This is a genomic window from Nocardiopsis alborubida (assembly GCF_012396365.1).
In the GTDB taxonomy this organism is placed as follows: domain Bacteria; phylum Actinomycetota; class Actinomycetes; order Streptosporangiales; family Streptosporangiaceae; genus Nocardiopsis; species Nocardiopsis alborubida.
Map to the genome: position 1 here is coordinate 139,265 of NZ_JAAXPG010000006.1, position 13,657 is coordinate 152,921.

Below are 13,657 nucleotides of genomic sequence, written 5' to 3' on the forward strand. Positions count from 1 at the left end.
GCGAAACTGGACAGGAGATCAGATGAGTCGACAGGTGAATGAACTCAACTGGTTGATCACTGACTTTGCCGACCGTGTCCCCGATGTCGCCCACGCGATCGTCGTCTCCTCTGACGGCCTTCCGTTGGCCTCGTCGGCGGGCTTCCCCACGGACCGGGCCGACCAGCTGGCGGCCATCGCCTCCGGTCTGTCGAGCCTGACGCAGGGTGCTGCCCGGGTGTTCGAGGGTGGAGCGGTCGCCCAGACCGTCGTGGAGATGGAGCGGGGGCTGATGCTCATCATGGCCATCAGTGACGGCTCCTGCCTCGCGGTCCTGGCGTCGGCTGAGAGCGACCTGGGTCTGGTCGCGTACGAGATGACCCTGCTCGTCGAGCGGGCGGGGCGGGCGCTGACACCAACGGCGCGCACCTCGGGAATCCACTGAACCACCACCGACAGGAGGAAGTGGTGGCACCTCACAGTAGAGATGCCGGGAGCGCCTCGTGGTTCGGACAACAGCCGAGCGGTCCCCCCACGGGGGGAATGCCGGCGGTTCCGGGCGGCGGAGATGTTCCCCGACCAATCCAACAACCGTACGACCAACGATCCGCTGCGGGGAGCGCGCCCAGTTCTCTGGTCCGTCCCTACGCGGTGACCAAGGGCCGCACCAAGCCGAAGTCGCAGCTTCCCCTGGAAGCCCTGATCTCGGCCACCGCGGCGGCCCGCAACGAGTCTGGGACGCTGACGCCCGAATGGCAGGCGATCAGCGACCTGTGCCGGGAATGGCGTTCCGTGGCGGAGATCTCCGCGCTGTTGCGGATGCCGCTCGGTGTGGCGCGGGTGCTTGTGGCGGACATGTCCGAGCAGGGACTGGTCCAGATCAGGTCCTCGCTCAACAACGACGCCCGTCCCAACACCAACCTGCTTGAAAGGGTGCTCAGTGGACTTCGCAAGCTCTAGCCCAGCCGAGGAAGGCGGTGCTGGGGGGAACGCGATGACGTCGGTCAAGATCGTCGTCGCCGGGGGCTTCGGTGTCGGGAAGACGACATTCGTTGGCTCCGTCTCCGAGATCGTGCCGCTGACCACCGAGGCGGTCATGACCAGCGCCAGCGTCGGGGTGGACGACCTCGCAAAGACGCCGGACAAGCAGACCACCACCGTGGCGATGGACTTCGGCCGCGTCTCCCTCGACTCCGACCTGATCCTGTACCTGTTCGGCACCCCCGGACAGCACCGGTTCTGGTTCATGTGGGACGACCTGGTCAAGGGCGCCATCGGCGCCGTCGTGCTGGTGGACACCCGCCGCCTGGCGGACTGCTTCCCCGCGATCGACTACTTCGAGGAGGCGCGTCTGCCCTTCATCGTGGGGATCAACGGGTTCGACGGCTACTACCCCCACGCGGCCGACGAGGTCCGGGACGCGCTGACGCTCAGCCCGGAGATCCCGATCGTCCAGGTGGACGCCCGTGACAAGGCCTCCACCAAGTCGACGCTCATCACCCTCGTCGAGCACGCCATCACGGTGGGGGACCCCGAGGGCGCGGCCGGACAGCCCACTTCCACGGGCGGCCAGAACTCCTGGCGCTAGGAGGGCCACCCGGGCCGGGGTCCCGCACAGAGCACGGCCCGGTTCCCGTCGGACGGGAACCGGGCGTCTGTGCTGGCATCATGGCGCCATGAGCTCTTCCTCCCAGCCCGACCCAGAGGCGATGACCAGGCGGTTCCGCGAGGTGGCCGAGCGCGTGCTCGACTCCCTGCTCCACGACGCCCCCGAGTGGGCCCTGGAACTGGGCGACACCCGTGGCGCCTCCCGTCTGTCCGACCACTCCGCCGAGGCCGACGTGCGCCGCGTCTCCGTGCTCACCGACGCCCTCGGCTCCCTGGACGAGATCGACCCCGACCTCGTCCCCGTCGGCGACCGGGTCGACCTGGAGGTGCTGCGGACCCGCGTCAGCGCCGACCTGTGGCACACCGCGGAACTGCGCCCGCACACGTGGGACCCGCTGCTGTACTCGCCGGGCGAGGCCCTGCACGCCCTCGTGGAACGCGGGGTCCTGCCCCTCCCCGAACGCCTGTCGGCGCTCGCCGCGCGCTGCGCGGCCCTGCCCGACTACCTCGCCACCGCCCGCTCGCGCCTGTCGGAGGGCTCCGGCATGCCCCGCGTGCACGTGGAGACGGCCCTGGCCCAGGCGGCCGGGGCCCGTGCCATGCTCGCCTCCGACGTGCCCGCCCTGGCCGCGGGAGGAGCGCCCTCCGACCTGGAACCGGCCCGCGAGGCCGCCCTGGCGGCCGTGGAGGAGCACGCTGCCTGGCTGCGCGACCGGCTGGAGACCGCCACCGCCGACCCCCGCCTGGGGGAGCGCGACTTCGCCGCCCAGCTCTGGTACACCCTCGACTCCGAACTCTCGCCCGAGGCGCTGCTGGTGCGCGCCGAGAGCGACCTGCTCGCCACGGAGGAGGCGATCGCCGAGACGGCGGCCGAGTACCTGGGCGGGACGCGCCGACGCGAGGGGGTGGCCGAGGCGCTCGCCGAGCTGGCCGCACGGGGCGCCACCGACGCCGACACCGTCCGTCCCGCCTGCGCCGACGCCCTCCTGCACCTGAACGAGCGGGTGCGCGCGCTGGACGTCGTCACGGTCCACGACGACCCCGTCCGGATCGTCCCGATGCCCGAGGCCCGCCGCGGGGTGTCGGTGGCCTACTGCGAGCCTCCCGGCCCCCTCGACCCGCGTGCCGGGGAGCAGGCGACCCTGGTCGCGGTGGCCCCGCCGCCCGAGGACTGGCCCGCCGAGCGCAGGGAGTCGTTCTTCCGCGAGTACAACGCGGGCATGCTGCGCAACCTCATGGCCCACGAGGCCGTGCCGGGGCACGCGCTCCAACTCGCCCACGCCGCCCGCCACGAGGGCGGCACCCGGGTGCGCCGGGTCCTGTGGAGCGGCACCTTCGTGGAGGGCTGGGCGGTCTACGCCGAGGAGGTTCTGGCCCGCCACGGCTGGTCCGGCGACCGGCGCGAGGACCTGGCCCTGCGCCTGGTACAGCTCAAGATGCGCCTGCGGATGATCATCAACGCGATCCTGGACGTGCGCCTGCACACCGGCGACCTCACCGAGGCCGAGGCGATCTCCCTGATGACCCGGCGCGGGCACCAGGAGGAGGGCGAGGCCGTCGGCAAGTGGCGCCGGGCCCAGCTCACCAGCGCCCAGCTGTCCACCTACTACGTGGGCTACGCGGAGGTCTCCGACATCGCGAGCGACCTGGCCCTGGCCCGGCCCGCGCTCACCGAGCGCGAGCGCCACGACGCGATGCTCGCCCACGGCAGCCCGCCCCCGCGCCACCTGCGCACCCTGCTGGGGCTGTAGGAAACCGGATCAGAGCAGTCGGCGCCGCCAGGCGACCTCGCGGTCCAGCTGTCCCGTCTCCACGAACAGGCGCACCTGGTGCGTGTCGGGGAGCCTGCGGGCCAGCTCGCGGCGGTCGGCCTCCTCGAAGCCGAGCCCCCGCCAGAAGGGCCCCGAACGGCGGCTGAACAGCCAGGCCCGCCGCGCGCCCAGCCCGGCCGCCCGGCTGATCGCGTGGCGGGCCAGCACGGACCCGGCGCCCGCACGGCGCCGGTCCTCCCGGACGGCCACGCTGCGGATGAGGGCGTCGCGGCCGTCGGCGCTGAGCTCGAAGCCGGTCGTGGCGGCGACGGACCCGTCGGCGTCCCGTTCGATCCACAGGCGCACCGACGGCGAGTCGAGTCCGCTCAGGGTCAGGTCGACCCCGCGCAGGAAGACGGTGAGGGCTTCGAGGTCCGCTGGAACGGCGGGACGGAGTGTGCTCACGGGCGCCGATCCTACAAAGCGTCCGGGAAAGCCCCGCCGGGCACCCGTGGGCACCCGGCCGACGGACAACCACGAACCGTGTGGCCGGCGGTGCGCCGGACGCTCCACCTCCTCGGGGCCGCTGTTCCCGGGCCCCCGACCTCTCACCCGTCGGGGCGGGTCACGGCTGAAGGGATCGACTCCCACCCGCCGGGCCGGACACCGGGACGGGCGCACACCCGTACGGGCGGGCACTCCGGCCGCTCCCCACGCGTTGGTACACCGGCGGCTGTGCCAGGCGCGACCGGATCCCGCGGAGTTGTCCACAGGCCGGTTCGGGTTCGACCCGCGGTCGCCACCGCGCTTCTATGCTGGAGACGCGAGAGAGTACGGACAGGCGACGGAAACGGACGAGCCATGCGCGGTGCCGACAACGAGCACGGAGACGTTCCGATCGACCCTCCCGGCACGGGCACGGGGAGCCCCGACGGCTGGGAGCGACTGTGGACGCCACACCGCATGGCCTACGTCAAAGGCGAGGGCAAGCCCAGCGGCTCGCGCCCCGAGGACGGGTGTCCCTTCTGTCGCGCCCCCGGACTGTCCGACCCCGAAGGCCTCGTGGTCGCCCGGGGCAAGTCGGCCTACGCGGTCCTCAACCTCTACCCCTACAACAGCGGCCACCTGCTGATCTGCCCCTACCGCCACGTGTCCGACTACACAGCCCTGGACGAGGACGAGACCGCGGAGGTGGCCGCCCTCACCCAGGCGGGCATCCGGGCGCTGGGCGCCGCCTACGGGCCGCAGGGCTTCAACGTCGGCATGAACCTCGGCGGCGCGGCCGGTGCCGGGATCGCGGCCCACCTGCACCAGCACATCGTTCCCCGCTGGGGCGGCGACGCCAACTTCATGCCCGTGGTCGGCCGGACCAAGGTGCTGCCCGAGATGCTGGAGCAGACCCGGGCCAGGGTCGCCGCGCACTGGCCCAGAGACTAGGGCGCGTCCCACGGGAACACGCGACATGCCCCCGGACGCCGCCCCGTCCCCCACGAGTCCACCCGAGCCGCCCGAGCTCACCTGCGCCAACCCGAACCCACCGAACCCACCGACCCACGCGAACCCGCACAGCCCGACCCCCGAGCCGCCCCCGCCGGCGCGGTTCCCACCCCGAGCCGCCCCGCCGGTGCGGTTCCCACCCCCGCGACCCTTCCCGCCCTACGATTCCAAGAAGACATGCTGAGAATCCTTCGCCCCATGATCTCCCGGGTCACCACTCCGCTCGGCCGGAGCCTGGCCCGCCTCGGCCTCACACCGAACATCGTCACCATCGTCGGCGCCCTCGGCGTCGTCGTCAGCGCCCTGTACTTCTATCCGCAGGGACAGCTGTACGCCGGGTCGGTCGTCGTCACCGTCTTCGTGCTCTTCGACATGCTCGACGGGGCCGTGGCCAGGGCCCGCGACAGCGCCAGCGCGTTCGGCGCCTTCCTCGACTCCAGCCTCGACCGGGTCGCCGACGCCGCCATCCTCGCCGGGCTCCTGTGGTGGTTCATCGGTGAGGGCGACGACCCCCTGCTCGCCGGACTCGCCCTCTTCTGCCTGGTCAGCGGCTTCATGGTGTCCTACATCAAGGCCCGGGCCGAGGGGCTGGGCGTCAACTGCGACGTCGGCGTCGCCGAGCGCACCGAGCGCCTGGTGGTCATCCTCGTCGCCGTGGGCCTCGGCGGCCTGGACGTGCCCTACGTCCTCGCGGGCGGCCTGTGGCTGTTGGCCGCGATGAGCCTGCTCACCGTCCTCCAGCGCCTGGTGGAGACCCGCGCCCGCCTCAACGACCCCGACTACGCCGAGGGCGCCGCGGGAACCGGCGAAGCCAACAGCGGAGCCTGAGCACACGCGAAACAGGGAGACCGGGAACGGGGACACGACGTGGACGAACGCACGGCCGACCTGGCCTACACGGCGGGGTGGACGGTGATCCGCCGCACGCCCGAGCGTGCGGGGCGGGCGGTGTTCCAACGCCTGGCCGACCGCTCCTGGCGAGCCCACGACGAGAGCACACGCGGCCTGGAGCGCAACCTGAGGCGCCTGGTCGGACCCGGCGCCACCGACGCCCAGCTGCGCGCGCTCTCCCGCGCGGGCATGCGCTCCTACATGCGCTACTACTACGAGATGTTCCGCCTCCCCGCGATGAGCGAGGAGTACGTCCTGGGCCGGACCCGCGCCACCGGGATCGAGGTACTGGAGAAGCACGTCCGGTCGGGCCGCGGCGTGGTCGCCGCCCTGCCCCACATGGGCAACTGGGACCACGCCGGAGCCTGGATCGCCCTGAGGGGCACCCCGCTGACCACCGTCGCCCAGCGGCTGCGCCCCGAGAGCCTGTTCCAGCGCTTCACCGCCTACCGCGAGTCCCTGGGCATGGAGGTGCTGCCGTTGACCGGAGGCTCGGGCACCGTGGGCACCCTGGCCCGGCGGCTGCGCGAGGGCGGCCTGGTGTGCCTGCTCGCCGATCGCGACATCGGCGGCACCGGCCTGGAGGTGGACTTCTTCGGGGAGCGTGCGCGCGTGCCCGCGGGGCCCGCCGCGCTGGCCCTCAACACCGGTGCCGCCCTGATGCCGGTCTCGCTGTGGTACGACGGCCCGTACTGGAACATCCGGGTCCACGACGAGATCCCCGTCGCCGGGGGAGCCACCCGCGCCGAGCGGGTCCAGGCCACGACCCAGGAGCTGGTCCGCGTCTTCGAGGGGGCGATCGCCGAGCACCCCGAGGACTGGCACATGCTCCAGCCGGTGTTCAGCGCCGACCACGTGCGCGCCGTGCGCGAGGGGGCCGGGGAGGCCGCCGTGCCTGAAGTGACGGACGGCGGCACAGCGCCGGGCGGGCCGGGCGACGGTACACCGGACGGGCCGGGCGCACCGGGCGGGGGCACCGTACCGGCCGCGGAGGGAGGGTTCCCCGCGGCGAACGGGGTAGGGGCCCCTCAAGGCAGCGGGGAGAGGGCCCCCGGACGAGACGAACGGAACGGGTGACCGTGGGCATGCGGGTCGGCCTGGTCTGCCCCTACGCCTGGGACGTCCCGGGCGGGGTGCAGCAGCACGTCGGCGACCTCGCCGAGGCGCTCACCGGCATGGGGCACGAGGTGTCGGTACTGGCTCCGGTGGGTGACGCGGACACCGGCGCCCTGCCCGGATACCTCGTTCCCGCCGGAAGGCCGGTCCCGGTGCCCTACAACGGCTCGGTGGCCCGGCTCACCTTCGGCCCCAGGGCCGCCTCGCGGGTGCGCAGGTGGATCGCCGAGGGGGAGTTCGACGTCCTGCACATCCACGAGCCGTCCGCGCCGAGCGTCTCACTGCTGGCGTGCTGGGCGGCCGACGGCCCCGTGGTGGCCACCTTCCACACCGCCAACCCCCGGTCGCGGGCGATGGCGGTGAGCTCCCCCGCGCTGCGTTCGGCGATGGAGAAGATCAACGGCCGCATCGCCGTGTCCGAGGCCGCACGGCGCACCCTGGTCGAACACCTGGGCGGGGACGCCGTGCTCATTCCCAACGGGGTGGCGGTGCGCAGGTTCGCGCACGCCGCCCCCCTGCCCGGCTGGCCGGGCGAGGGCGGCTCGATCGGTTTCCTGGGGCGCCTGGACGAGCCCCGCAAGGGGCTGGGCGTCCTGCTGGAGGCCTTCGTGCTCATGGCCCACGAGCGCCCCGGCCTGCGTCTGATGGTGGCCGGGCCCGGTGACGCCTCGGCGGCCATGGAGACCGTCCCCGCCCACCTGCGCGAACGCGTCGTGCTGCTGGGGCGCCTGGACGACGCAGACAAGGCGCGCGCCTACCACTCCGCCGACGTGTTCTGCGCGCCCAACCTGGGCGGGGAGAGCTTCGGCATCGTGCTGACCGAGGCGATGGCCTCCGGCGCGGCCATCGCGGCCAGCGACATCCCCGCCTTCGCCGCGGTCCTGGACGACGGCGCCGCGGGGGAGCTGTTCGCCGCGGGCGACCCCGCCCACCTGGCCGAACGCGCCGGTGCGCTGCTGGACGCGCCCGGGCGGCGCGCCGAGCTCTCACGTGCCGCCCGCCGAGCGGTGCGCGCCTACGACTGGGACACCGTGGCCGCCGACGTCGCCCACGTCTACCGGACCGTCCTGCTGTGGGACGGGAACGGGGGCGGGGACGGTTACTCCGCGGGGGCGAGCCCGGACGGCGGGCCCCGGGCCACCGCCCTGCTGCCCGGGGCCACCGCCCTGCCGCGCCGGGGGGCGACGTGACCGCGATCGCCGGAGCGGACGCGTTCGCCGGGGGCGCGCCGCGTGTGACCGCCCCCCTTCCGCGCGACTCCCTCCGAGCGCACGCCCCGCTTCTGCGCACATCCGCTCCCGCTCCCACCCCAGCGGAACGGGGTGAACGGCCCTGACCGAGGACGTCCTCTTCGTCGCCACCGTCGTCGGCATCCTCCTGGCCCTGGTGCTGTTCGGCTTCTACCTCTCGTGGCGGGCCACCCGCCTGCACCGCCTGCACCACCGGGTCGACACCGCCCGCGCGGCCCTGGAGGCCGCCCTGGAGCGGCGCCTGGACGCCGCGTCCGCGCTGGCCGCCGCCGACGGCACCGACGCCACGCGCGCCCTGCCCGGGGCCGCCGCGGCCGCCCGCGAGGCGCGCGACCGGCAACGCGAGCTGGCCGAGAGCGCGCTCTCGCGTACGCTGCGCGCCGCACTGGAATCTCCGGGGCCCGCCGAGCGTTCCGAACTGCTGCGGCCCCACCTGATCGAGGTGGAGGCCGCCGCCAAGGGCGTCCACATGGCCCGCACGTTCTACAACGGCGCGGTCGCCGACACCCGCCGCGCCCGCCGTTCACGCCTCGTCCGGACGTTCCGCCTGGCGGGCACGGCGTCCCTGCCGGACTTCTTCGAGATCGACGACCAACCGCCGCGCATCCTGCTCCTGCACGTCGGCCCCGACACCCCGTAGAGACGGGGCCCGGGAAAACACCGATCTGGCCAAAACCCTCGAAAGGGGGTGGAAGTAGGATGAGGGGCTGGTCGACCAGGGTGCGCGGCGCCGACGGTGTCCGCGTACCGCCGCGTGGGGCCGCCGACTCCGCTGCCCGCAGGCAGCCCTCAGCAGAACCGAGACAACGGGAGTCCACCATCGTGGCCAACAACGCATCGAACACCTCCGACAACGCCGTCGGTACCGAGCGTGTCAAGCGCGGCATGGCCGAGCAGCTCAAGAACGGCGTCATCATGGACGTCGTCACGCCCGAGCAGGCCAGGATCGCCGAGGACGCCGGTGCCGTCGCGGTCATGGCTCTGGAGCGCGTCCCCGCCGACATCCGCAGGGACGGCGGCGTCGCCCGCATGTCCGACCCCGACATGATCGACGGCATCGTCGAGGCCGTCTCCATCCCGGTCATGGCCAAGGTCCGCATCGGACACTTCGTCGAGGCCCAGGTCCTGGAGTCGCTCGGCGTCGACTTCATCGACGAGTCCGAGGTCCTCACCCCGGCCGACGAGGCCTACCACATCGACAAGTGGGCCTTCACCGTCCCGTTCGTGTGCGGGGCGACCAACCTGGGCGAGGCGCTGCGCCGCATCGCCGAGGGCGCGGCCATGATCCGCTCCAAGGGCGAGGCCGGTACCGGCAACGTCGTCGAGGCCACCCGCCACATGCGCTCCATCCGCGGCGAGATCCGACGCCTGGGCAGCCTGGACGAGGCCGAGCTGTTCGGCGCGGCCAAGGAGCTGCGCGCCCCCTACGAGGTCGTCAAGGAGGTGGCGGCGCTGGGCAGGCTCCCGGTCCCGCTGTTCTCCGCCGGAGGCGTGGCCACCCCGGCCGACGCCGCGCTCATGCGCCAGCTCGGCGCCGAGAGCGTGTTCGTGGGCTCGGGCATCTTCAAGTCCGGCGACCCGGCCAGGCGCGCCGACGCCATCGTGCAGGCCACCCTGCACTACGAGGACCCCGCGGTCATCGCGCGCGTGTCCCGTGGTCTGGGCGAGGCGATGGTCGGCATCAACCTGGACGACCTGTCCGACTCCCAGCGCTACGCCGGCCGCGGCTGGTAGCCGTCGCACGACGGGTGCCCGCCGTACCCGCCGCGGCCGTCGCGCGGGCGGCGGGGCCGCGACCGGCCCCGCCGCCCGCCCGCAGGAGAACACGAGCCTACGTCCACGAGTGAGGCCGTACTTGACCGCCAGACCCACCATCGGCGTCCTCGCCCTCCAGGGCGACGTCGCCGAACACCTGCGCGCGCTCCAGGCCCTGGACGCGCACACCGTCAAGGTGCTCTCCCCCGACCAGATCGACACCCTGGACGGGCTGGTCGTCCCCGGAGGGGAGTCCACCACCATGTCCAAACTGGCCGTCCGCTACGGCCTGATGGAACCGCTGCGCAAGCGGATCGCCGCGGGGATGCCCGCCTACGGCACGTGCGCCGGGATGATCATGCTCGCCGACCGCATCCTGGGCGGTACCGCCGACCAGCAGACCGTCGGCGGGATCGACATGACGGTGCGCCGCAACGCGTTCGGGCGCCAGACCGAGTCCTTCGAGGCCGCCGTGGACATCGACGGCCTGGGGGGCGACCCCTTCGACGCGGTGTTCATCCGCGCGCCCTGGGTGGAGTCGGTCGGGCCCGGGGTCGAGGTGCTCGGCGCAGTCCCCGGCCCCGACGAGGCCGGTAGGATCGTCGCCGTACGGCAGGGCGGCCTGATGGCCACGTCCTTCCATCCCGAACTGACCGGCGACACGCGCATCCACCGCCTCTTCGTCGACATCGTGAAAGGACATTCATGAGCGGCCACTCCAAGTGGGCCACCACCAAGCACAAGAAAGCCGTCATCGATGCCAAGCGCGGCAAGCTCTTCGCCAAGCTGATCAAGAACATCGAGGTGGCCGCGCGCACCGGCGGTGGGGACCCCGACGGGAACCCGACGCTCTACGACGCCATCCAGAAGGCGCGCAAGAGCTCCGTACCGCTCGACAACATCGAGCGCGCCCGCAAGCGCGGCTCCGGCGAGGAGGCGGGCGGCGCCGAGTGGCAGACCATCATGTACGAGGGCTACGCCGCCGGTGGCGTCGCCCTGCTGGTGGAGTGCCTGACCGACAACCGCAACCGCGCCGCCTCCGAGGTGCGCGTGGCCGTGACCCGCAACGGCGGCAACATGGCCGACGCGGGTTCGGTGTCCTACCTCTTCAACCGCAAGGGCGTCGTGATCGTGCCCGCCGAGGGCACCACCGAGGACGACGTGACCCTGGCGGTGCTGGAGGCCGGTGCCGAGGAGGTCAAGGAGCTGGGCGACGTCTTCGAGATCGTCTGCGAGGCCACCGACCTGGTCGCCGTGCGCACCGCGCTCCAGGAGGCGGGCATCGAGTACGACTCCGCCGAGTCCAGCTTCCTGCCGACCATGGAGGTCCCGGTCGACGCCGAGACCGCCAAGAAGGTCATGCGGGTGGTGGACGCGCTGGAGGACTCCGACGACGTGCAGAACGTCTTCACCAACGCCGACATCCCCGACGAGGTCATGGCCGAGATCGGCTGACCCTCCGGTCAGGTGACCTCCCGCAGCAGGTCGCGAACGCGCGCGGGCGCCTCGTGGAGCGCGAGGTGGCCCGCGCTCGCGATCGTGCGCACGTCGGTGCCCAGCAGCCTGTGCACCGCACCGCGCAGCAGCGCGGGGGTGAAGACGCGGTCGTGGGCTCCGGTGGCCACCGTGACGGGTGTGCCCGACCAGTCCCGGAAGTCCTCGCCCCGCAGTATGCCCGGGACCGGGCTGGGGCGGCAGTGGCGTCCGACCAGGGTCGCCCACTCCGTGAGCGGGTGGGTCGCGCTGCCCGCGGCGACGGGCCCGCTGAGCAGGCGCAGGAGCCGCGAGCTGGTCCGCTCGCCCGGTGAGAGCCGCCAGGAGAACGTGGCGCGCAGCCTCTCGCCGTCCATGACGGGGGCGGCCAGACCCGCCGGACCGACCAGCACGAGCCCCGCCACGAGCGGGGAGGGCATCGACGCCAGGACGGCCGCGGCACCCGTCGAGTGCCCGAGCAGGATCACCGGTTCGGAGGTGACCTGGGGTAACAGCGCGTCCAGCCAGGCGCCGTAGGCGTCCGCCCGTCCGAGCAGGGGGCGCCGGGAGTCGCTCGTGCCCGGGTGCCCGGGCAGGTCGGCCAGGAGCACGGTCCGGTCGGCGCGGAGCACCCGCGCGGTCGCGACCAGGTTCGCCGACCCGAGGAGGGCTCCGGACAGCAGCAGGACGGGAGTCCCCGGCCCGCCCGGCAGGACGTGCACCCGGGTCGCGCGTCCGGCGGCGGTCACCGCCCCCGGCGAGCGCAGGTCACGGGCCCCGCCCAGTGTCCGCTCGCACCAGGAGCGCACCGCGATCTCACCGGCGTCGGACCGGTAGACCCGGGTGAGGGACAGCGTGGACATCGTTCACCTTCTCAGGGCGGGGACGTCCCGGTGGGAACGGGGACGTCGGAAGGGGCGCGGGTGTCTCCCGCGCACGGAAGGACCGGTGCCCCCTCGGGACACCGGTGCCGGAAACAGGGGGTCAGCGCAGCGGGTCGAGCGCCTCCAGCGCGCGCGGGCGGACGCCGGTCGCGATCTGCTCGGCCAGGAGGCCGCCGGTGACCGGGCCGTGTGTGAGCCCCCACATGCCGTGGCCGCCCGCGACGTAGACGCCGGGGGTGCGGGTGGCCCCCACCAGGGGCACACTGTCGGAGGTGACCGGCCTGGGCCCCACCCAGGTGTCGGTGCGCTCCCTCCAGCGCACCCCCCTGAGGTAGGGGCTGGCCGAGCGCTCGATGGCCTCGACCCGTCGCGGGTCGAGCGGGTCGTCGGGGCCCCGGAACTCCATGGTCCCCGCGACCCGCAGCGCACCCTGGTAGGGAGTGCACGCCACGCGGGCCTCCGGCAGGTAGACGGGGCCGGGCACCGGCTCGTCGGTGGGGACGGTGAAGGAGTAGCCCCGCCCGGCGCGGACCCGGGCGCGCACGCCGTGTTCGGCGGCCAGCCGGTCGAACCAGGCGCCCGTGCACACCGCGACCGCGTCGGAGCGGATCCGTTCGCCGTCGCCGGAGACGGCGACGACCGCGCCGTCCTCCCGGCGGAGTCCGACCGCCTCGAACCCGGTGCGGACCCGACCGCCGCGCTCGCGCACCGAGGCCGCCAGGTTCTGGACGAGGGTGCCGGGGTCGACGTGGCGCTGTCCGTCCAGGCGCACCGCCGCCCCCACGGCCCCCGAGGCGTGGGGGAGGACCTCGCGGACCGCCGCTCCGGTGAGGGCGGCGTGGTCGACGTCCAGTCCCGAGGCCGTGATCCGGTCCAGCTCGCGCAGGAGCGCGACGGCCGAACGAGGGGAGCGGAAGAGGGCGGTGATGGGCCCGGAGGCCTCCGTGGTCTCCACGCCGCCCTTGGCCAGGGTGTCGAAGGCGTCCAGGGCCCCGGTGTTGAGGGCGAGGTTGGCGCGTACGGCCCTCTCCCACGAGTCCCAGCGGCAGTGCGCGGCGAAGCGGGCCAGGAACAGCCACAGGTCCGGCGAGGCAGACAGCGGGACCGACAGGGGCGCGTCGCGGTCGAGCAGGGAACGCAGGCCGTAGCGCAGCACGCCCGGCTCGTTCAGGGGGATGGCCAGGCCCGGTGAGAGCCATCCGGCGTTGCCCCAGGAGGCTCCGGAGCAGACCCCGTCCCGGTCCACGACGGTGACGCGGACGCCGTGCTCCTGGAGGAACCAGGCCGTCGACAGGCCGACCACCCCCGCGCCCACGACCAGCACGTGCTGGACCCCGCCGACACGCCCCACGTCCGCCATCGCTTCGGTTCCCCCTGTTCACCGCGTCTGTCGGCTCCCACCATGCTCGCTTTCCGGGGCTGAGGCCTTGTCGGGAAGCGACAAGCGGGGGTG

General features: G+C 73.4%; 15 protein-coding genes. 12 read left to right on the top strand and 3 right to left on the bottom strand.

Annotation, left to right across the window (positions count from 1 at the left end; translation table 11 throughout):
- Nucleotides 1-22 precede the first annotated feature (22 nt).
- The 4 genes from HGB44_RS08250 (at nt 23) to HGB44_RS08265 (ending at nt 3,338) form a co-directional block, all read left to right on the top strand.
- A complete protein-coding gene (locus tag HGB44_RS08250) occupies nt 23-424 on the top strand; it encodes a roadblock/LC7 domain-containing protein (RefSeq protein ID WP_017565654.1) in 402 nt (133 codons plus the stop codon).
- A 98-nt stretch (nt 425-522) separates the two neighbouring features.
- On the top strand, nt 523-939 hold the full coding sequence (locus HGB44_RS08255; RefSeq protein ID WP_223839293.1) for a DUF742 domain-containing protein: 417 nt from the start codon (nt 523-525) through the stop codon (nt 937-939).
- A gap of 34 nt (nt 940-973) precedes the next feature.
- Nucleotides 974-1,567, top strand: a complete 594-nt coding sequence (locus HGB44_RS08260; RefSeq protein ID WP_017565656.1) for a GTP-binding protein — start codon at nt 974-976, stop codon at nt 1,565-1,567.
- A 121-nt stretch (nt 1,568-1,688) separates the two neighbouring features.
- On the top strand, nt 1,689-3,338 hold the full coding sequence (locus HGB44_RS08265; protein WP_210751359.1) for a DUF885 domain-containing protein: 1,650 nt from the start codon (nt 1,689-1,691) through the stop codon (nt 3,336-3,338).
- 9 nt (nt 3,339-3,347) lie between these two features.
- Here the strand turns inward: HGB44_RS08265 and HGB44_RS08270 are convergent, their stop codons facing one another.
- Nucleotides 3,348-3,803 carry a GNAT family N-acetyltransferase gene (locus HGB44_RS08270; RefSeq protein WP_061078405.1) on the bottom strand — a complete coding sequence of 152 codons (456 nt, stop codon included), beginning with the start codon at nt 3,801-3,803 and terminating at the stop codon, nt 3,348-3,350.
- Nucleotides 3,804-4,199: 396 nt separating this feature from the next.
- On the opposite strand from HGB44_RS08270, the gene HGB44_RS08275 reads away from it, so the two are divergent.
- The 8 genes from HGB44_RS08275 to HGB44_RS08310 all read left to right on the top strand — a co-directional run bounded on the left by HGB44_RS08275 (nt 4,200) and on the right by HGB44_RS08310 (nt 11,302).
- On the top strand, nt 4,200-4,775 hold the full coding sequence (locus HGB44_RS08275) for an HIT family protein (RefSeq protein WP_061078406.1): 576 nt from the start codon (nt 4,200-4,202) through the stop codon (nt 4,773-4,775).
- Between the two features lie 258 nt (nt 4,776-5,033).
- The gene (pgsA, locus tag HGB44_RS08280) at nt 5,034-5,663 is read left to right on the top strand and encodes a phosphatidylinositol phosphate synthase (RefSeq protein ID WP_061078407.1); all 630 of its coding nucleotides are present in this window, start codon (nt 5,034-5,036) and stop codon (nt 5,661-5,663) included.
- 39 nt (nt 5,664-5,702) lie between these two features.
- Entirely contained in the window at nt 5,703-6,803 is a 1,101-nt protein-coding gene (locus HGB44_RS08285) for a phosphatidylinositol mannoside acyltransferase (protein ID WP_061078408.1), read from the top strand.
- Nucleotides 6,800-8,032 carry a glycosyltransferase family 4 protein gene (locus tag HGB44_RS08290; RefSeq protein WP_061078409.1) on the top strand — a complete coding sequence of 411 codons (1,233 nt, stop codon included), beginning with the start codon at nt 6,800-6,802 and terminating at the stop codon, nt 8,030-8,032. The genes HGB44_RS08285 and HGB44_RS08290 overlap by 4 nt, the downstream gene beginning before the upstream one ends.
- 196 nt (nt 8,033-8,228) lie before the next feature.
- A complete protein-coding gene (locus HGB44_RS08295; protein WP_061078410.1) occupies nt 8,229-8,732 on the top strand; it encodes a hypothetical protein in 504 nt (167 codons plus the stop codon).
- 182 nt (nt 8,733-8,914) lie between these two features.
- Nucleotides 8,915-9,826, top strand: a complete 912-nt coding sequence (gene pdxS / locus HGB44_RS08300) for a pyridoxal 5'-phosphate synthase lyase subunit PdxS (protein ID WP_061078411.1) — start codon at nt 8,915-8,917, stop codon at nt 9,824-9,826.
- Nucleotides 9,827-9,947: 121 nt separating this feature from the next.
- Nucleotides 9,948-10,556 (top strand): pyridoxal 5'-phosphate synthase glutaminase subunit PdxT, encoded by a 609-nt coding sequence (gene pdxT, locus HGB44_RS08305; RefSeq protein WP_061078419.1) that lies wholly within the window; start codon nt 9,948-9,950, stop codon nt 10,554-10,556.
- A complete protein-coding gene (locus HGB44_RS08310) occupies nt 10,553-11,302 on the top strand; it encodes a YebC/PmpR family DNA-binding transcriptional regulator (RefSeq protein ID WP_061078420.1) in 750 nt (249 codons plus the stop codon). The genes pdxT and HGB44_RS08310 overlap by 4 nt, the downstream gene beginning before the upstream one ends.
- Nucleotides 11,303-11,310: 8 nt before the next feature.
- On the opposite strand, the gene HGB44_RS08315 is transcribed toward HGB44_RS08310, so the two are convergent.
- The gene (locus tag HGB44_RS08315; RefSeq protein WP_061078421.1) at nt 11,311-12,183 is read right to left on the bottom strand and encodes an alpha/beta fold hydrolase; all 873 of its coding nucleotides are present in this window, start codon (nt 12,181-12,183) and stop codon (nt 11,311-11,313) included.
- A 121-nt stretch (nt 12,184-12,304) separates the two neighbouring features.
- Nucleotides 12,305-13,564 (bottom strand): NAD(P)/FAD-dependent oxidoreductase, encoded by a 1,260-nt coding sequence (locus tag HGB44_RS08320; protein WP_061078422.1) that lies wholly within the window; start codon nt 13,562-13,564, stop codon nt 12,305-12,307.
- Nucleotides 13,565-13,657 lie beyond the last annotated feature (93 nt).